The 17,987-nt window shown below is 62.6% G+C and carries 17 protein-coding genes; 6 read left to right on the top strand and 11 right to left on the bottom strand.

The annotated features are described in order from the left end of the window. Position 1 precedes the first annotated feature (1 nt). From HWX91_RS15460 to HWX91_RS15450, 3 genes are all read right to left on the bottom strand, one after another. Positions 2 to 1,198 (bottom strand): styrene monooxygenase/indole monooxygenase family protein, encoded by a 1,197-nt coding sequence (locus HWX91_RS15460; protein ID WP_127837950.1) that lies wholly within the window; start codon positions 1,196 to 1,198, stop codon positions 2 to 4. A gap of 219 nt (positions 1,199 to 1,417) precedes the next feature. Then, a complete protein-coding gene (locus HWX91_RS40695; protein ID WP_028196331.1) occupies positions 1,418 to 1,624 on the bottom strand; it encodes a hypothetical protein in 207 nt (68 codons plus the stop codon). Between the two features lie 239 nt (positions 1,625 to 1,863). Next, a complete protein-coding gene (locus HWX91_RS15450) occupies positions 1,864 to 3,201 on the bottom strand; it encodes an integrase family protein (RefSeq protein WP_028196332.1) in 1,338 nt (445 codons plus the stop codon). A gap of 346 nt (positions 3,202 to 3,547) precedes the next feature. Here HWX91_RS15450 and HWX91_RS15445 point away from each other — a divergent pair, with 346 nt between their 5' ends. Continuing rightward, on the top strand, positions 3,548 to 3,898 hold the full coding sequence (locus HWX91_RS15445; RefSeq protein ID WP_028196333.1) for a hypothetical protein: 351 nt from the start codon (positions 3,548 to 3,550) through the stop codon (positions 3,896 to 3,898). A gap of 94 nt (positions 3,899 to 3,992) precedes the next feature. Here the strand turns inward: HWX91_RS15445 and HWX91_RS15440 are convergent, their stop codons facing one another. From HWX91_RS15440 to HWX91_RS15420, 5 genes are all read right to left on the bottom strand, one after another. Continuing rightward, positions 3,993 to 6,131 (bottom strand): phosphocholine-specific phospholipase C, encoded by a 2,139-nt coding sequence (locus HWX91_RS15440; RefSeq protein ID WP_028196334.1) that lies wholly within the window; start codon positions 6,129 to 6,131, stop codon positions 3,993 to 3,995. A gap of 99 nt (positions 6,132 to 6,230) precedes the next feature. Beyond that, positions 6,231 to 6,575 carry a hypothetical protein gene (locus tag HWX91_RS15435; protein WP_028196335.1) on the bottom strand — a complete coding sequence of 115 codons (345 nt, stop codon included), beginning with the start codon at positions 6,573 to 6,575 and terminating at the stop codon, positions 6,231 to 6,233. Positions 6,576 to 6,588: 13 nt separating this feature from the next. After that, complete coding sequence (locus tag HWX91_RS15430; RefSeq protein ID WP_028196336.1) at positions 6,589 to 8,697, bottom strand: LamG-like jellyroll fold domain-containing protein; 2,109 nt, start codon at positions 8,695 to 8,697, stop codon at positions 6,589 to 6,591. A gap of 143 nt (positions 8,698 to 8,840) precedes the next feature. Further along, a complete protein-coding gene (locus tag HWX91_RS15425) occupies positions 8,841 to 9,704 on the bottom strand; it encodes a LysR substrate-binding domain-containing protein (protein WP_028196337.1) in 864 nt (287 codons plus the stop codon). Between the two features lie 128 nt (positions 9,705 to 9,832). After that, complete coding sequence (locus HWX91_RS15420; protein ID WP_028196338.1) at positions 9,833 to 10,276, bottom strand: MarR family winged helix-turn-helix transcriptional regulator; 444 nt, start codon at positions 10,274 to 10,276, stop codon at positions 9,833 to 9,835. A gap of 179 nt (positions 10,277 to 10,455) precedes the next feature. On the opposite strand from HWX91_RS15420, the gene HWX91_RS15415 reads away from it, so the two are divergent. Next, positions 10,456 to 11,994: a DHA2 family efflux MFS transporter permease subunit gene (locus HWX91_RS15415; protein WP_028196339.1), complete on the top strand. Its 1,539-nt coding sequence runs from the start codon at positions 10,456 to 10,458 to the stop codon at positions 11,992 to 11,994. Positions 11,995 to 12,060: 66 nt separating this feature from the next. Here the strand turns inward: HWX91_RS15415 and HWX91_RS15410 are convergent, their stop codons facing one another. Next, positions 12,061 to 12,738 carry a FadR/GntR family transcriptional regulator gene (locus tag HWX91_RS15410; RefSeq protein ID WP_028196340.1) on the bottom strand — a complete coding sequence of 226 codons (678 nt, stop codon included), beginning with the start codon at positions 12,736 to 12,738 and terminating at the stop codon, positions 12,061 to 12,063. Between the two features lie 193 nt (positions 12,739 to 12,931). Between HWX91_RS15410 and dgoD the strand changes: the two genes are divergently transcribed. The 4 genes from dgoD (at position 12,932) to HWX91_RS15390 (ending at position 16,298) form a co-directional block, all read left to right on the top strand. After that, positions 12,932 to 14,080, top strand: a complete 1,149-nt coding sequence (gene dgoD / locus HWX91_RS15405) for a galactonate dehydratase (RefSeq protein ID WP_028196341.1) — start codon at positions 12,932 to 12,934, stop codon at positions 14,078 to 14,080. 65 nt (positions 14,081 to 14,145) lie between these two features. Continuing rightward, positions 14,146 to 15,456, top strand: coding sequence for an MFS transporter (locus HWX91_RS15400; RefSeq protein ID WP_028196342.1), 1,311 nt, complete (start codon positions 14,146 to 14,148; stop codon positions 15,454 to 15,456). Positions 15,457 to 15,729: 273 nt separating this feature from the next. Beyond that, positions 15,730 to 16,032, top strand: coding sequence for a hypothetical protein (locus HWX91_RS15395; protein ID WP_028196343.1), 303 nt, complete (start codon positions 15,730 to 15,732; stop codon positions 16,030 to 16,032). Between the two features lie 2 nt (positions 16,033 to 16,034). Beyond that, positions 16,035 to 16,298 (top strand): YodC family protein, encoded by a 264-nt coding sequence (locus tag HWX91_RS15390; RefSeq protein ID WP_370689572.1) that lies wholly within the window; start codon positions 16,035 to 16,037, stop codon positions 16,296 to 16,298. Between the two features lie 104 nt (positions 16,299 to 16,402). Here the strand turns inward: HWX91_RS15390 and HWX91_RS15385 are convergent, their stop codons facing one another. Both HWX91_RS15385 and copC read right to left on the bottom strand, forming a co-directional pair. After that, positions 16,403 to 17,332, bottom strand: a complete 930-nt coding sequence (locus tag HWX91_RS15385) for a CopD family protein (protein WP_028196344.1) — start codon at positions 17,330 to 17,332, stop codon at positions 16,403 to 16,405. Continuing rightward, positions 17,329 to 17,706: a copper homeostasis periplasmic binding protein CopC gene (gene copC, locus HWX91_RS15380; RefSeq protein ID WP_028196345.1), complete on the bottom strand. Its 378-nt coding sequence runs from the start codon at positions 17,704 to 17,706 to the stop codon at positions 17,329 to 17,331. Before copC ends, HWX91_RS15385 begins: the two co-directional genes overlap by 4 nt. Between the last annotated feature and the right edge of the window lie 281 nt (positions 17,707 to 17,987).

Here is a 17,987-nt window from a genome sequence, read left to right as displayed (position 1 = left end):
CTTAGGCCACCCGCTCGGTAACGAAGCGCTGCGCTTCGGACAAGTCGGCAATCCATGGCCAGAACTCGCTCGGATGTTCAAAACAACCCACGAAGTCGTCGGCCACGACGGGATGATTGGCCGCCGAGCGCAGCACGTGCATGATGGCCTCGCCGGGTGGCTCGAGCAGCGCATTGGAAAAGGCTGTCGTGAAGCTCGCTGAGGCGTTCCAGAAGTCATCGAACGTGCGCTGCATCCACGCGGCATCGAAGCGGGATGCTTCGTTGGCTTCGATCTCGCGAATGAGATGCGCGGCCATCCGCGAAGCGTTGTTAGCCCCTTGGCCAGCAATAGGATCATTCAAACAGACCGTATCGCCGACGCCCATGACCACACGACCAGATGCAAGGCGGCCCACCGGATGCCGAACGGTCGGGGTGAACGCGCCCTTGAGCCACGCGTTGGGATCGGTCAATTGCGCATCGTCGAGGAGCGCCGCATCATCGGGCGCGAAATCCCTCAGCACAGCGCGGGCGATTTCGAGCATCTCCTGGCCGTCGGCGGCGGATTGGAAGCGGTCCATTTCACCACCGGGGCGCGCCTCGAACAAAAAACTTCGACATTCGCCAGCCGCATGCGTGTAGAACGGCAGAGAAAAGAATTCACCGACACCGAAAACGAAATTGAAGCGCAAAGGCCGGAAATTCACCTTCGGCCACGGGCGTTCACCAACGATTTTCGGCCCCTTCAGCAATAGCGCAGCAAGGTGGCGCGGCGGCGTCTCATGCGTGCTGCGGTTACCATCGCGCTCGAACAACGTGTTGATTGCCCCTTTGCCAGACGCGACGAGCGTGAGATCGTTTGCACCGGCAATTTCTTCGAGATTCGTGAGGTCGACAGCCTGATAGATAAGCGTGCCGCCACGCTGCTCGAATTCCGTGGTCCAGCGCGCAAATTTCGTGCGCTGATCGATTGCCTGCCCGGACTTCCCATGCAAACGCCCGCGCACGGTTAGTACACTCTTACCCGACGGCTCCCGAAAGTCGACGAGCATGCCTTCACCGACGGGCGCCTCGTCCTCCCAGAAGTTCAGCCCGAGACGGCGCTCCCAGTTCAGCGTTTCATTGAACAGGAAAGCTGTACTCGGTATCTTGCCTCCGATAAGTTGTTCCGGTGTCCGGTCAGTGTAGAGCGTGACGTCATGCCCGCCATCGAGCAATCCAAACGCAAGATGAAAGCCACACTGACCGCCTCCGACGATTCCGATCCTTTTCACGTCTCCTACCTCCTTTTGATTGATTAAGGCATAGCGTAGGAGGTCGCGCCTGCATGGTAAATTCGATCAGCTACTTAGGGGGATAGATGCAAGCACCTATAATGGAACTCGAGCCAAGGTAACCTCGCCGAATGTGCCGCCACCAAGAGCAACGCGTCGAAATCAACTCCATCTCCCGTCAAGGAGCCAGTGGTAATGTGTCAGAGCCTGTTTTTGGACGCGAATCCGTTTCTCTGACCCCACATGCTCCTGATATTTGATATCGACATCGGCGGCAATCGTCACCATGCCGGTAGTCAGCACGAAACGCGAGAAAGCTTCGTAGAAACGGATCAGCGGCCACTCGAACTCGGTGGTCTGAAACTCCATATCCGTCTTGGCGAGATGCCAGCCTCAGTAGAATTTAGATTCCATGGGTGGGAGTGAAAAACGCTCTGGTAAGCAGTTATCCGCAAGATTACAGCATCGAACTTCGGCCCGCGCCACGCGAACTGGCACGGCGTATATGACAGCCCGCCGATGTCCTGATCAATGTTGTAATCAAGCGGCATCAGGCAATTGGCCTTTGGATAGTAGGCCTCACAGTGTGATGCTCGCGCACACGACACCTATTTTTGACTCTTGCAGTGCTTTCTAATCCACGTGCCCCATTGGACCAATACGGGACGCATCTGGCGAATGTAGTTCGCCCGATCATAGTGCCGATCCTGAACACCCCCTAGCCCGTGGGATAGAATCTGCCCGCGCAGGTCTTTTGATACGCGAAGCTCTTCGATGAGTAAGGTTTCGACCGTACGCCTCAGATCAGTCCAGCCGAACGGTGCCATAGCCTCCTTACTTTTAACCATTTCCGCCGAAATCTCGGCTACCACATCGCCGACCGTGTCCGGCACCGTCGTGCCGAATATGCGACGATCGTCTGCTTCTGAGGAAATCGCGCCAATACGCTTACGCACTATCGCTGCTGCTGTGGGCGGCAACGGAATATCGTGACGACGCGGCACCCTCCGCCGTCCTTTCCCGTCAAACAACGTAAGGACGTCGACGTCCAGATCGTAGTCCAGGCTAGTCCCCCTAAGCAGCTGCGCGATACGTTGACCACCAGCGAGCACACCTACCCTGGCGGCATCCGCTGCCGCACTATCCATCTCCGACAGGCGTGTCCAAAACGAACGAAACTCGGACGTAGAAAGATGCCTATGCCCAACCCTGTTGAACTGCGTCAAAGACCTCGTTGCCGCGATCGGGTTGAACTCGATCTCGAATCCCTCCATAGTGGACGGGGCAGCAGCATCGCCTTCGATTCCCAGCGCCAGCTCATATGCCGCATGAAGAAAGGCTCGTACTTTGCCTGCTGTTCGACCTTTACCGGCCTCCACCAGCTTTCGGAAAATCTCTGTAGCCTGCTGCCGCGTCAGATCTCTAGCAGGCGCAGACGAATAGTCCGGAAACGCCCCATAGACGTGTAATGTGACCAGTCGCCGGACATCGTCGGCGCTCGATTTGCCTGCATTCTCGAGATAGCCGATATAGGCATCCATCAAAGCCTTGAGCGTGAACTTCACCTTGAGTAACGCTTCGGCTTCCGCAGCCGCTTTCGCTCGGACTTCCTGGTCTTTCCGCTCCTGTTCGCCGATCAATCTTGCGCGTTCGTCGGAGTGAAGATCGCCGTCGGTGATCTCTTGCCGCCGCGCCGCCGCCTCGCCACAGCGAATCCGAGCGCTGGCCAAGGTCAACCGATCCGCTTGGTCGCCGTAAAGCCCCAGCGGAAAGTATCGATTCTTCCGATCAAGGGCGTAGCGGAAATACCATGAAGCAGTACCCGTAGCGGAAATCTTGAGCGACAAAGCGCCCTGCCCTCGTCCACGCGATTCGTGAACCCATCGCTGCTCGCCAGTTTTCCGGGCCTCCTGAATAGCCGCAGCGACAGTCCTTTCAGTCAGCATGCCCGCCTCCGTTGCATAAATCCAACAATGGGCGCAGAAACCCAGCAGCAAATTCAGTCTACACTAGGTCTACACTCATCGCTCGGATCACAACGGAAAAACTCGGAAATGTACGGCCAGAATAATTTCATAACTCCTTGTTTTTGCAGTTATTTTACATATCTCAGCGGATTTCATCGGATGCCATCGGAATTCAAAACTACGGAATCATAATCCGCAGGTCCGGGGTTCGAGTCCCTGATTCGCCACCAGTTGCAAGAAAAAGCCGCTGATCCACAAGGTCAGCGGCTTTTTTGTTTTGGTCTTCCGTTCGGTCTTCCAAACGCAACTTCAAGGAGGTTTCTTGATGACATTCCGCACCGCCGCACGTGCCGTAGCTACCGCCGCCGTCACGCTTCTCGCCGCCGCAGCACCGCTCGCCGCCAACGCCCAAACGCCGATCAGCAGTCAGTGGCGTGCCAGCCCCGCCACCCTGTCGACGCTGCTGCAGGACGGCTACAAAATCGTCGCCGTCGTAAACGGCGCCCATGTCGATGGCGGCTCGGCCGATACGATTTTCGTCCAGCGCGATCAGAGCGCCTTCAAGTGCATCGACCCGCAGCAACCGGACGCGAAGTCGAAAACCCCGGCCATGCCGCCGGCCTGCTTCGAGCTGGCCCCGCCGTCCGGCGCGAACGCAGGGTCCGAGGCCAAATAAACACTCGGCCAGATAGCCATAAAAAAAGGAGTCAGCCGAAGCTGACTCCATCAAATGCCACTCCTCGCTTAATCAGCGCGACATCGCCGCTGCCTTAACTCGCCACCCCCATTGCCGGATCGCTGATACTGTCCTTGCCGGTTTCGACACGACCCGCAAAACGCCGCGTAAAGCCGCCCGCCGCGGCCAGCGTGAAGTCATACCAGCCGCCCGATGCGCTCACCGACCAGTACGGCTCGACCTGCATGCCCGCGGGCACCGCATAGGTCCACGGCCCATCGCTGCGATATGCGTTCGAGGTGACGGTCACGTTGGCTGTCGCATTGCCGGTATTCATGATCGTCAGATAGACCGCGTTGTTGACGACGTCATAGCAGACTCGCACCTCCGGATTCGGCCCGGTCGCAACCGTCGCCACGCTGCCTTGAAACGACCGATGAAAACCATTCGGCCCGAGCACCCACAGGCTGTAATTGCCCTTATCGTCGGCGAGCGCGGCCCATGAGTCGGACAGCTCCTTGCCCGCTTCGACGGTATAACGGCGCGGCGGCCGGTCGAGGTGCAACTGGTCGTACACATGGAACACCGCGCCCGCCGTGCCGGTATTGCTGAAAATCAGCCAGATCAGACCGTCCTGCACATCGGCATTGGCGCTCACGTGCAGCAGATACGGCAGCGCGCGCGATGGCCGCGACATCAGCACCTGTTGCGGCATCTGCTGGCTCGCCGCCGGCGGCACAGGCACCGCCCCCAAGGCGCTCTGCTGTGTGTTCTGCGCATCGGCCTGAGCCTTGGTCGGCGCGGGCAGCGCCGCCACCGGCGCATCGTTCGGATTGCGAAAGTTGAATGCCGAGGTGAGATCGCCGCATACCGCGCGCCGCCACGGGCTGATGTTGGTCTCGGTCACGCCGAACCGCTGCTCCAGAAAGCGCAGTACCGACGTATGGTCGAACACCTGCGAATTCACCCAGCCGCCCGTGCTCCACGGCGACACCACGAACATCGGCACACGCGGGCCCGGCCCAAAACATTGTCCGTCCGGCACGATCGGCGACGAATCGCCGGGCGGGTTGGCCTTCGTGAAATATTCGTACTGCGCGTTGACCGTCGATTTGCCGGCGAACGTGCCGTCGGCATTTTTGCTCGGCGCATCGGGCGGCGGCATGTGATCGAAGAAGCAATCGTTCTCGTCGTAATTGACGAACAGCACGGTCTTGCTCCACACATCCGGGTTGGCCGTCAGCGTGTCGAGCAGCAGTTGCAGGTAGTAGGCGCCCTGCCCCGGCGTCGACGTGCCCGGATGCTCGCAGTAGGCCTGCGGCGAAACGATCCAGCTCACCTGCGGCATCTGGCCGGCGGCAATGTCGTCTTTCAGCGACTGGAGGAAACCGCCGTCGGGCATCGTATTGCCGATGCCCTTGTACAACGGCGCCACGGTCTCCAGCGACTGGGTGTACGGCAACAACGGCGAACCCGGCAGCGTCTCGTTCACCTTGCGGTAAGTCGCAAAGCCGGCGAGCGAGTTGTCCGTGTAGTTGTCCGGCATGTTCTGGTAGACCTTCCAGCTCACACCCGCCGCCTGCAGACGTTCGGGATAAGTCGTCCACGTGAGGCCGGTCGCCGATGCGCCGAGGCCGTCCCAGCCGTCGTTGTTGACGACCGGGTTGGAGCCCGCGCTCGCGCCATTGGTGCCGGTCCACAGAAAGATCCGGTTCGAATTCGTGCCGCCATGCAGCGAGCAGTGATAGGCGTCGCAGATCGTGAACGCATTCGCCAGCGCGACATGGAACGGCAGATCGGCCTGCTTCAGATAGCCCATCGACACATCGCCTTTCGCTTTCGGCCACTGTGTCATACGGCCGTTGTCCCACGCCTGATGCGCGTCGGTCCACGAATGCGGGCCGCCGGCCAGCAGCGCGTTGCCCTTGGTGCTGTCGAGGTAAAACGGCAGCACGGTGCGCGTGCCGTCGTTCTGCTGGAACACGGTCGTGCCGCCCGGCTGCGGAATCGTGAAGCGGTCGCTAAAGCCGCGCACGCCCGGCAGCGTGCCGAAGTAATGATCGAACGAGCGGTTCTCCTGCATGAAGATGACGACGTGCTGGACGTCGTTGATGGTGCCGGTCGTGTTGTTCGCGGGAATCGCAAGCGCGCGGCGGATCGCAGGCGGAAACAGGCCGAGCGCGGCAGCGCCCGCGGCGCTGCGCAGGAAGGTACGGCGGTCCAATGAGGTCATGTTTGGCGTGTTGGGATCGTCAGAATCTGTGCGCTTGCCGGGCCGTCGCAGCCAGCGGCTCGACAGGCAGGCGGCAAAGCGCACGCGGCAAACAGCACGTCAGGGCGCGCAGACAAGTTGCGTGTTCTGCAACGGCTGCGCGGCGCTCGCGCCCGATGCGGCGCACGCACCGGAGGCCGGCGCCGCGACGATCGGCACCGGCGCGCTTGCACCGCCCGCGCCGGCCGCCGCGTTGTTCGCGGCCGTGCCGGAGCCGCCCGCACCATTGCTGGTGCTGCTGCTCGATCCGTCGCCGCAGCCCGTCATCGATACGCACAGCGCGCAGAGGGCAGCGGCCGTCAGCAGGCCACGCGTACGACGCAGCCCGCTGCGGATTTGCGCTTGCCGCGCCTCGCCCATCGCCTTCATCTCAGGCGCTTTCGCAAAGGAAACCATCGGGTTCATCGCTGGACTCCGGTCAGTGGGTAAGCGTGGACAACGGCTGGCCCGAACCGAAGATCGACTGCAACTCGGTTTCGGTGACGACACGGGTCCACAGCGCGAGGTCGCCGAACGCCTGTACATCCGGCGGCGTCGCCGCGCATTTGCCGACGGTGTACGGCGGCGTGTCGTTACAGGCATTCATGTAGTAGCGGCCGGTGCCGTCTTCGTTCAGGCCGAACACACCGAGGCCCGGCAGCTTGGCGATGTTGACGCTCAGCGCCTGGCCCAGCACCTTCTGCTCGCCGAGCACCGGATCGAAGATGTAGGCGTTGATCTTCTTCGCTGTGGTGTCGATAGCCAGCGCGAGATAGGTCCACTTGTTGGCGCTGACGTTCAGGCTGTTAATGTCGTTACGCGTGCTGCCGTCGCCGAGATTGAAGCGGATGTTGCAGCTCGTGCTCGAGCCCGGGAACAGGCCGATCGCGATGCCGGCATTGCCGCCCGAGTAGTAGTTCTTGTTCGAGAACACCGGCGTGCCGTTACCCGTGAGATTCGCGCACGAGGTGTAGAACCAGAAGCCGATGGTGAATTGCGCGTGGGTCGTAACGTCGTTGGTCTGCGTGAGCTTGTAGCCATCGAAGCCATTGCTGTCGACCGTATGCGTGTCGATCTGCAAACCCTTGCCGCCGAACGGATCGGTGACCAGCGTGCCGCTATCGGCATCCGCAGCCCACGGCCCCATCGTGCTGGCGTTCAGGCGATCGACCGGCGGCAGCGCACCGAACGGGTAGTAGCTCGACAGACCGTTGGTCAGCGTCGTTGCGAGCGGCGGCGGCGGAGGTGGGGGCGGCGGGGGTTGCACGTACACAACCTGGGTGATCGTCGCGAGCGGCGCGCTGCCGGCCACCACCGTGTAGTTGAACGGGTAGACGCCGGTCGTCGTCAGGCCGAGTTGGCTGTCGGTATAGGTCGCCGTGCCGGCGGGCAGGCTCGCAATCAAGGTGCCGTTGCGCAGCACGCTGATCGCGCCGGTCGCGGGCGCGGTCCACGTCAGCACAAGGCTCGCGTTGTCGCTACCAGTGGTGCCGAGCAGTTGCGATACGGGCGTGGCGCCGATGAACTGGCCGCCGTCGAGCGCATAGGTCGTGGGATCGGGCAGCGCGCCCTTGTAGGCGAGCAGCGTCGGCGTGATGTCGGCGATGCTGGCGCGCGTGTAGAGCGCGGCCATCGTGGTCGGCGCCGTGGTGTTACCGAGGCGCGCATTCGGCGCCTGGTTCAGCGCGATGAAGCTGGTCGACTCGGCCGGCAGCGGTAAGCCGTCGGTGCCGCCGGCCGCGTTCAGACCGTGACTGCTGGTCACGACGATCAGCCAGTTCTCGTTGCTGCGTTTGGCGGTTTCAGCGACCAGCGTGCCGAGCGCGGCATCCAGTTGCGCCAGGGTGCTCGCATAGTTCGCCGACGACAACCCGTCGTTCAGCGCGGCGTCCTGCGCCGAGTGGTATTGCGCGAACACCAGCGAGTAGCCGTTGTCGATCAGGTTCACGCCGTTCTGCGTGACGCAGGCGTCGACCGACGCGCAGTTCACGAGCGTGTCGAGATTGCCGGCATTCTGATCCGGCGTCAGCAAGGCCGCGAGACCGCTCGAATCGACGGCCGCGCCCACCGTGCCGGCGCCCGCGGTCTTGAGCATCTGAAACACCGTGCTGCTATGCGAGGCCTGATTGGGCGCGTCGGAGTTGATCTGGTGACGGTCGGCCCACGTGCCGGTCAGCACGGTCGCCCAGCCCGGCGTATCGAGATTGGGTTGCTGCGACAGCGTGCCGTTGACACCGCCGCTGTACGCGGGCGCCACGTTCAGCTTCGCCAGATTGGGCAGCTTGCCGCCGGCGATCCCCGCGCTCAACGCGCCGTACGTCACGCCGTCGAGTTCGACCAGCAGTATCTTTTTGGCTGCCGGCCCGGCGGACGCCGCCGGTGTGCTGGCCGGCGTACCCGCGCTGGCTTGCGTGTTGCCCGCGCCGTTGCCGGAACCACCGGCGCCGGTTTGCGATGTGCCGCCGCAGCCACTCAGCGCAGCCGTTGCGCCGAGCGCGCCGAGCAGCGCCAGACCGCAGGCTAATTGCACGACGGTGTGCCGTCTCATGTTTGTCCCCTCTCGATGCCGATATGCGCCGGACCATCCGGCGAGTCGTTGCAACGATAGGGACCGCGGGCGACGCGGCTATGTCGTTTTGCGCAAGCTGGCCGATACCGGCATCAGCATTTTTAGGGACCGCTAAGGGGCGGTTAAGCGGCCACGCCGACGTTGGCCATGAAGGCGGTGATGAGACGTGACCCCGCGCGCGCCTCGAGGTAATACAGATACTCCTGGAGGACCGGCGCGTCGGCGTCCAGCGGCAGTTGACGCAGATCGGGATGCGCCGGCGCTTCGCCAAGCGGCATCAGCGTGCAGCCCATGTTGTGGCGGATCGCTTCGTAGATCGCCTCACGGCTGCCGATTTCGATCAGCCTCGCCGGCACCACGCCGATACGCTTGAGCGCGCCCTCGGTGGCTTCGCGAGTCCGCGAGCCAGGCTCGCGCAGCAGCAGCGTATGGGCGGCAACGTCGGCAAGCTTGACCACTTTCTGTGCGGCCAGCGGATGCCTGCAATGCGCGACGACGACGAGCGGATCGTCGGCAATCGTACGGCGTGCGAAACGCGGATCGTCGACCCGTTGCGACGACACCGCAAGATCGACGCGGAAATCGAGCAACGCATCGAGGATCTGCTGAGAATTGCCGATCTCGACACAAATCTTGACCGCCGGATACTGCCGATGAAACGCCGCGATGGCAGGCAGAATGTAGTAAGGCCCGGTCGCGCCGACCCGCAGATTGCCGGCGGCCAGTTCGCGTTCATTGCGCAGCGTGAAGTCGATATCGCTTTCGGTTTGCTGCATGCGATCGATCAGCGGCATCAATGCGGCGCCGGCGTCGGTCAGATCGAAACGGCTGCCGCGCCGGTGGAACAGCTCGACACCGTATTGTTTTTCCAGTTGCTGGATGCGCGCCGTGATGGTCGGCTGACTGACTTCGAGCCGCTTGGCGGCGGCGGTGACACTGCCCTGCCGGACGGTTTCGTAAAAGGCAACCAGAAGCGGAGCAAGCATGGAAGGCCAAAGGCAAAACTTCCAACTTATTACCGCAACGTGACAATTTCGTTACGAACGGCTTTTGATTTTGTAATGAGTTGCAAGCGCCGCCGCGAACGCGCGGACGTAATACCGTGCGCGCGGCGTTAGCGGTCCACGAGGCTGCTGAGATTGCCGCGCACCCGTTGCAGCAGCGCGATGAGCTGCTTCGCTTCTTCGTCGGTAAAACCGTTCAGCGCTTCGAGCGCGACTTTATCGCCCACCTTGCGTGCTTTGCCGAGCGTGCGCTCGGCCTTCGGCGTCATGCTCACCTGACGCTCGCGACGGTCATTCGGATTGGCCGTGCGCTCAATCCAGCCGCCCTCTTCCATGCGGTCCAGCAGCCGCCCCGCCGAAATCGGCGCGACTTCGAGCAGGTCCGCGAGCCGCGCCTGGTTGACGTCGCCGTAGTGGGCGAGGTTGGCCAGCACGCGGCACTGCGCGCGCGTCAGATCGACCGACGACTTCGCGAGATCGTCGAAACGCTTGCCTGTCAGGCGTCCGACGTCGGAAATCAGAAAGCCGAAGCGTTCTTCGAGTTGGATGGTCATGTGCGGATTATACGAAGGCTTTGGCTTGTCATCGTCGGAATGCGTGGCGAACGGGTACGCCACAGAAATAAGGCGGAAACAAAGCGGGCGCAATTCAGGCTCCGCATAATTCCTGATGGGCACCTGTGCCGACGGCCGATATACTAAGCATGCTTACTATATCGAAGAACCCCTCCCCCATGCCCTCCGATTCCACGCCGACGAGCGCCGCCGCCCCGCTCAACCGGCCGATGATCACGGTCTCGATCATGCTCGCGACGCTGATTCAGACGCTCGACAGCACGATCGCCAACGTCGCGCTGCCGCACATGCAGGGCACGCTGTCCGCGTCGCAGGACGAGATCACGTGGGTGCTGACTTCGTATATCGTCGCGGCCGCGATCGCCACGCCGCTGACGGGCTGGCTGTCCGACCGGTTGAGCGTCAAGCGGCTGCTGCTCTTCGCGATCGGCGGCTTCACGGTCGCCTCGGCGCTGTGCGGATTGTCGGAATCGCTGACGCAGATCGTGGCGTCGCGGTTGCTTCAGGGGATTTTCGGGGCCTCGCTGGTGCCGCTGTCGCAGTCGATCCTGCTTGACATCAATCCACGCGAAAAGCAGGGTCAGGCGATGGCGGTGTGGGGCATGGGCGTGATGGTCGGACCGATTCTCGGACCGACGCTCGGCGGCTGGCTCACCGATAGCTACAACTGGCGCTGGGTGTTTTTCATCAACGTGCCGATCGGCGCGTTCGCGCTATTCGGCGTGGCCACCTTCCTGCCCGCGCGCGAACCGAAGCACGACGCGAAGTTCGACGCGTTCGGCTTTGCCACCCTGGGTCTCGCGATCGGTGCGCTGCAAGCGCTGCTCGACCGCGGCGAACAACTCGACTGGTTCGGCTCGAATGAGATCGTTATCGAAGCGCTGGTCGCGGCAATCAGCTTCGCGTTCTTCCTCGTGCATACGGCCACGGTCGGAAAAAAATCGTTCTTCAAATACGAGTTATTGAAGGACCCGAACTTCGCGACCGGCACGTTCTTCATCTTCGTGATCGGCGCCGTGATGTATGCGACGCGCGCGTTGCTGCCGCCGATGCTGCAGAACCTGATGAACTACCCGGTCGCAACCACGGGGCTTGTGACCGCGCCGAGCGGCGCCGGAACCATGGTCGCAATGTTGTTCGCCGGGCGGCTACTGAAGCGGATCGACGCGCGGCTGTTGCTGCTCGCCGGCTTCCTGATCTCCGCCTTCGCGCTGTGGCAGATGATGCATTACACGATCGTGCTGTCGGCCTCGGACATCGTCTGGCCTGGTGTGATTCAGGGCTTTGGGCTCGGCCTCGTGTTCGTACCGCTGAGCGCGCTGACCTTCTCCACGCTGACACCTGAACTGCGCGCGGATGGCACCGCGACGTACAGCCTGATGCGCAATATCGGCAGCAGTATCGGCATTTCGATCGTGCAGACGCTGATGACGCGCAACACGCAGGTCTCGCACGCGGACCTCGCCGCGAATATCACGCCGTTCAATCCGGCGATCCAGCCGATGCTCAATAGTGGATCGAACTACGACCTGGCGGTGTTGAACGCGTCGATCACGCAGCAGGCGTCGATGATCGCTTATCTGAACGACTTCAAACTGATGTTCATGGCTACGCTGCTGGTGATTCCGCTGCTGCTGTTGATCCGGCCGGCGCGCCACGCACCGGATACGTCGGTCGCGCACGCGGCGATGGATTGAACGCGAGGATCGAGTCAACGGATGCAGCGGCGCATTCGCGCCACGCTTAACCGATTCGCGTCGCGCTTACCCTTCGATTCTTCCGCGCGTCACGCCCAGCAATCCCGCCATCGCCTCGCGCGCCGCGTTCGCATCACGGTCGCGGATTGCTTCGAACACCGCCGTGTGTTCGGCCAGCGACGCATTGAACACGTCCGCACGTTTCGCATTCAGGCGAAGCTGCGCTTCCAGCGTGCGCTCGATCAGCGTGCCGAGCGGAATCAGCAATTCGTTGCTGCATGCCGTCAGCACGCTCAGATGAAACTGCAGATCGGCACGCACCCATTCGTCGACATTACGCGCCGCGACCATCGACGCATGGGCCGCCGCCAGCGCATTAAAGGTGTTGTCCGTATGCGAGGCCGCAGCCAGACCCGCCGCGTACGGCTCGATCATCTCGCGCATTTCCTGCAACTTGAGCGCGAAGGCCATCGGCTCGGCAACGCGCGAGTACCAGTCGAGCACATCGGCATCCAGCAGATTCCACGCGTGTTTCGGCCGCACGCGCGTGCCGACTCGCGGACGCGATTCGATCAACCCTTTCGACGTAAGCGTGCGCAGCGCCTCGCGCAGCACCGTGCGGCTCACGCCGAAGGTGTCCATCAACTCGGCCTCGCGCGGCAGGATCGAGTCGGGCGCGTAGTCGCCGCGCAATATCGCGGTCGCCAGCAGATGGGCGACGCGCCCATGCAGATCGTGCTGAATAGCTTTCTCCCCTCAGCCTCTCGGCGCTTTTGATATCGGACCTGAGCCCGCGATGGACCGCGATTATCCGGCATCCTGCCACTATTTGGCCAATAGTACTATTAATAGTACTTAAGCGCGCTTTTGTTGTAGCATGTGAATCCTCGAAATATTCCGCACACGCGGACGCCCAGCCCGCAAGGAGACGCACACCATGAAAATCACCAAGCTCGAAACCTTCATCGTTCCGCCGCGCTGGTGCTTCCTGAAGATCGAGACCGACGAAGGCATCGTCGGCTGGGGCGAGCCGGTGGTCGAGGGCCGCGCGCACACGGTGGCGGCGGCGGTCGAGGAACTGTCCGACTATCTGATCGGCAAAGACCCGCTGCTGATCGAAGACCATTGGCAGGTGATGTATCGCGCGGGCTTCTACCGCGGCGGCCCAATCACCATGAGCGCGATCGCCGGTGTCGACCAGGCGTTGTGGGATATCAAGGGCAAGCATCATGGCGTGCCGATTCACGCGCTGCTGGGCGGCCAGGTGCGCGACAAGATCAAGGTGTATTCGTGGATCGGCGGCGATCGTCCGAGCGACGTCGCGAACAACGCGCGCGCCGTGGTCGAACGCGGCTTCAAGGCGGTGAAGATGAACGGCTCGGAAGAGCTGCAGATCATCGACACCTTCGACAAGGTGCAAGGCGTGATCAACAACGTCGCCGCGGTGCGCGAAGCAGTCGGGCCGAACATCGGCATCGGCGTGGACTTTCACGGCCGCGTGCATAAGCCGATGGCAAAGGTGCTGGCCAAGGAACTCGACCCGTACAAACTGCTCTTCATCGAAGAGCCGGTGCTGTCGGAAAACGCGGAAGCCTTGCGCGACATCGTCAATCAGACCAACACGCCGATCGCGTTGGGTGAACGCCTGTATTCGCGCTGGGACTTCAAGCACATCCTGTCGGGCGGCTACGTCGACATCATTCAGCCGGACGCGTCGCACGCGGGTGGGATTACCGAGTGCCGCAAGATCGCATCGATGGCCGAGGCTTACGACGTCGCGCTCGCACTGCACTGCCCGCTCGGTCCGATCGCATTGGCCACCTGCCTGCAGATCGACGCCGTGAGCTACAACGCGTTCATCCAGGAACAGAGCCTGGGCATTCACTACAACCAGGGCAACGACCTGCTCGACTACATCAGGAACCCCGAAGTCTTCAAATACGAAGACGGCTTCGTGTCGATTCCGCAGGGCCCGGGCCTCGGCATCGAGGTGAACGAAGAGAAGGTGCGCGAGATGGCGAAGGTCGGCCACCGCTGGCGCAACCCGGTGTGGCGCCACGAGGACGGCAGCGTCGCGGAATGGTGATGGTGTAGGTGAACGCCGCCTGCGGGCGGCGTTTTCTTTGGCTCACCCGCCGCGCCGCCAGCAAAATCAATAAGAGGACACCCTCCGTGGAGACAACCCACCTTAGAACGCATGCCACCGGCAAGCGCCACCGTCTGCTTGCGATGCTGTTCGTCACCGTCGTCATCACGTATCTCGACCGTAGCAATCTGTCGATCGCCGCGACCGCGATCGCTAAAGATCTGCAACTCGATCCGGCCCATATGGGGCTGGTTTTCTCCGCATTCGGCTGGTCATACGCATTGCTGCAGATTCCCGGCGGCATGCTGGTCGACCGCACGCGGCCGCGGCTGCTGCTCGCGCTCGTCATCGGGCTGTGGTCGCTGGCGACGATTCTGCAAGGCTTCGCCGGCACGTTCGCGATCCTGCTGTCGTTGCGTGTGCTGCTCGGCGCACTGGAGGCGCCGGCCTATCCGACGCTGAATCGTGTCGTCACCACCTGGTTTCCCGACAGCGAACGGGCTCGCGCAATTGCCACCTACACGTCCGGTCAATATGTCGGGCTCGCGTTTCTCACACCGGCGCTCGTTCTTACCCAGCAGCATTTCGGCTGGCAGGGGGTATTTTTTCTGACCGGCGCGCTTGGTGTCGCGTGGGGTCTGGTCTGGTATGCGTTGTATCGCGAGCCGTCGGAAGCATCGGATGTGAATGAGGCTGAACTCGAGGCGATCCGCGCAGGTGGGGGGCTCGTCGAACTGGGCGACACGCGCCGCGCCCGCGCGCGTTATACGGCCGCCGACTGGCGCGCGGTACTCGGCAACCGCAAACTGTGGGGCGTGTATATCGGCCAGATCGCGGTGACCTCGACGCTGTGGTTTTTCCTGACGTGGTTCCCTACCTATCTCGTCAAATACCGGCACATGGATTTCCTGAAGGCCGGTTTCATGGCGGCCGTGCCGTTTCTCGCCGCATTCGTCGGCATTCTGAGTTCGGGACTGCTGTCGGACGGGATGATCAGGCGTGGCGTGTCGGCCACCGTCGCCCGCAAGGTGCCGATCGTGACCGGCTTGCTGCTGTCCACCGCGATCGTGGGTGCAAACTATGTCGAGACGCCGTCGATGGTGATCCTCTTCATGGCGATCGCTTTCTTCGGCAGCGGCTTTTCGTCGATCACGTGGGTTCTGGTGTCGTCGATGGCGAAGAAGGAGTTGCTCGGCCTCACCGGCGGCATGTTCAACCTGATGGGCAATCTGTCGTCGATCTGCGTGCCGATCGTGATCGGTCTCATTGTCCGAAACGACGACTTCAAGCCCGCGCTGGTGTTCATGAGCGCGGTCGGCCTGCTCGGCGCGCTGTCGTATCTGTTTCTGGTCGGCCGCATCGAACGGATTCGCTGAAGACCAGCCAGGCGCCTTTCAGAACGCTTTCCCGGCGCCTCGCGCGTCACGTCACGCGGCGTTACGTGGCGTGACGCGCGCGCCGTCGCAGTTACGTAACATCGCGGACCGAAACGCTCTGAAACCGCGTTTTCCGACTGTTCGCACGCTCCCGCCCACCTTGGGCAAAGCCTTATCCACAAAGGTTCTCACGTCGTATGTCCGGCAGCGGACATACGCATGGCCCGCTCCTTGCTCAAATGTGCTCAAACAACACATGCAGCGGGGAACATCATGGGCGAATTCCTTCCAGACTATCTGATCCGAGAACAGGCTGCCGTTGGCGCGCTGGTAGTGTTCGGCGTGCTTCGCCTCGTCGGTGCAATGCTCGCCTATGAGCGCGGCTGGCGCATCTCCGTGGTCGAGAAATGCTTTATCGCGGCCGCGGTGTTGTACTGCCTGCCGCAACTCTTCGATTTGCTGACGCAGATGTACGGCTCGCGCGCCGCCGGCGCGGAGCTGGAAGGCAAGGCGGCGGGTTGCGCGATCGCGCTGTTCTGCGCGCCGATTGTCGGACACCGGCTCGGCCTCGAATAATCGTGCTGATCGAACGGATGCTCGCGATGCGGCCGGGAAAGCGGCCTGCAAGGCCCACCAAGCCTGCAAAACCCATCTACCGCGTCGGCGACGTCCTGACGCTCAAGTCCGGTGGACGCCGGATGACCGCCGCCTGGAGCGGGCCGGTACTGTTCGCGCCGGGTAACTGGCTGATCTGCCAGTGGTTCGGCGACGACGGCGAACTGCAACAGGAGATGTTTCCGGAAGAAACGCTGGAGCGGGTGCATAACGCACTCGCCGCCTGAAAGGGCAGCAGGACAGCACCAGGCAGTAACGGATCAGCCGGCCACCGCCGGGCGACCGTGTGTATTGCGCCGCACGCTCTTGCTGTGCGGCGCTTTTTTTGACCTCAGCCCAATGCGGCAAAGGCCGGCACGCTGTGCGCCAACGCGGCCGCTGCGACGAACACGCCGATCATCGCCAACGCTTCCAGATACAGCACGTTGACGAAGGTATGCGCGTCCATCGTCGAGGCTGTGCGGCGCAGGCGCGGCAGCGCGAGGAAACGGTTGAGGCCGCCGAGCACCAGCGCAAGCCCGACCAGCGTCAGCTTCAGCGTGAGCACGTGACCCCACGTGCTCATCTCGATCGCCTGGAACGAGCCGCCCGAGCCGCGCACGCCATTGAAGATGCCGGTGAGCAGCACCAGTCCGACCGCCACAATCGATACGTTCGACACCTGCGTCGCCGTGCGGATCAACATCCCGCGGGCGGTCGAAGTGCCGAGCGCGGGCAATACCGAGAGCCCCGCCGCCATGGCCAGGCCGCCCCACACGCTCGTGACCAGCACATGCAGCGTCTGCATGGCGATCGGCGCCGACAGCGGACCGGCATCGGCCGCGTGCCCGAGCGACGCCTTGCCCGCCGCGATCACGATCACCGCGAACCACAGCAGCGCATTGCGCAACATGCCCGTATGACCGGCCATGGTGGTGCCCAGCAATAGCAGCGCGCCGGCGAACGCCACGCTCCAGCCATAGCCGACGTGGGTTTGCGTCAGGACGGTCGGCACCACGCCGATGGCCGACGGCAGCGCGACGCCGCTCATCGACGCCGCCTGATACAGCAGCCAGCCGAGATCCGCGAGCACCAGCACGACGGTGGCCGTCAGCATCGACCGTTGCGCGCGCAACCAGGCGGGGCGCGCAGGGTTGATCTTGGCCTGAGCGTCTTTAGCGAGCCACGCGCCGAGCAACGCCGAACCGACGGCAAACGCAAACGCGACATTCATGAGCGCGGCCATGGCGACCTGCCCGATCCACAGTCCGTCCATGCTCATTTGACGATGAACGCGAAGTTGCCTTGCGTGCGGTGGCCGTCCGTGGCAACTGCGGTCCATTGCACTGCGTAGCGGCCGGCCGTCAGTTGCGGCAGCGCCAGGTGCATCACCTTTGCATCACTTTTGTCGACTTGCGACGCAGCCGGCGCGGCGGGCTTGCCGCTCGCGTCGCTCAGTTCGATCCGGCTGAAAGCCGGCTCGAGCGGCTCGGTGAAATGGATCGTCACTTCAGTGGGGGCGGTCACTTCCGCGTTCGCCGCCGGCTCGCTCGAGATCAGATGCGCGTGAGCGAAAGCCGTCGACGTCACGACCAGCGTGGCGGCGCCGACCATCGACGCACGCAGCGCCAGGCGGGAAAAATTGAATAGCTTCATGTAAGGCCGATAGCTTGTGAAAAGTAAAACGGTGGACGTTGGGCTTAAGGGCACGGACGCCGGACAGAGGCCGGCGAGCCCGGAAGTGTACGCTTCGATGGCCGGTACGCGCGTCGGTTCAACCTGCTTTGTCACGCCAACCGACCTGAACCGGGCGCGCGCCCGGCCTCGTCCGGACAAAATCGAGACGGCCGGCCACTTACCACCTGACGGCGCCAGCGCGCGTCAAACTGTCGCATGGTTATCACACCAGGAACCTTCTCTAATGTGGCAAATAGTCA

Source organism: Paraburkholderia fungorum, from assembly GCF_902833645.1.
In the GTDB taxonomy this organism is placed as follows: Bacteria; Pseudomonadota; Gammaproteobacteria; order Burkholderiales; family Burkholderiaceae; genus Paraburkholderia; species Paraburkholderia fungorum.
Note: the sequence above shows the minus strand (reverse complement) of the source record. Positions and strands in the feature narration are given on the sequence as shown.

What these genes read in the sequence shown, in the direction of transcription:
- HWX91_RS15385 (WP_028196344.1), bottom strand. Translation starts at nt 17,332, where the DNA reads ATGAGCATGGACGGACTGTGGATCGGGCAGGTCGCCATGGCCGCGCTC.
- HWX91_RS15430 (WP_028196336.1), bottom strand. Translation starts at nt 8,697, where the DNA reads ATGAGACGGCACACCGTCGTGCAATTAGCCTGCGGTCTGGCGCTGCTC.
- copC (WP_028196345.1), bottom strand. Translation starts at nt 17,706, where the DNA reads ATGAAGCTATTCAATTTTTCCCGCCTGGCGCTGCGTGCGTCGATGGTC.
- HWX91_RS15415 (WP_028196339.1), top strand. Translation starts at nt 10,456, where the DNA reads ATGCCCTCCGATTCCACGCCGACGAGCGCCGCCGCCCCGCTCAACCGG.
- HWX91_RS15425 (WP_028196337.1), bottom strand. Translation starts at nt 9,704, where the DNA reads ATGCTTGCTCCGCTTCTGGTTGCCTTTTACGAAACCGTCCGGCAGGGC.
- HWX91_RS15445 (WP_028196333.1), top strand. Translation starts at nt 3,548, where the DNA reads ATGACATTCCGCACCGCCGCACGTGCCGTAGCTACCGCCGCCGTCACG.
- HWX91_RS15395 (WP_028196343.1), top strand. Translation starts at nt 15,730, where the DNA reads ATGGGCGAATTCCTTCCAGACTATCTGATCCGAGAACAGGCTGCCGTT.
- HWX91_RS40695 (WP_028196331.1), bottom strand. Translation starts at nt 1,624, where the DNA reads ATGGAGTTTCAGACCACCGAGTTCGAGTGGCCGCTGATCCGTTTCTAC.
- HWX91_RS15435 (WP_028196335.1), bottom strand. Translation starts at nt 6,575, where the DNA reads ATGAACCCGATGGTTTCCTTTGCGAAAGCGCCTGAGATGAAGGCGATG.
- HWX91_RS15450 (WP_028196332.1), bottom strand. Translation starts at nt 3,201, where the DNA reads ATGCTGACTGAAAGGACTGTCGCTGCGGCTATTCAGGAGGCCCGGAAA.
- dgoD (WP_028196341.1), top strand. Translation starts at nt 12,932, where the DNA reads ATGAAAATCACCAAGCTCGAAACCTTCATCGTTCCGCCGCGCTGGTGC.
- HWX91_RS15420 (WP_028196338.1), bottom strand. Translation starts at nt 10,276, where the DNA reads ATGACCATCCAACTCGAAGAACGCTTCGGCTTTCTGATTTCCGACGTC.
- HWX91_RS15440 (WP_028196334.1), bottom strand. Translation starts at nt 6,131, where the DNA reads ATGACCTCATTGGACCGCCGTACCTTCCTGCGCAGCGCCGCGGGCGCT.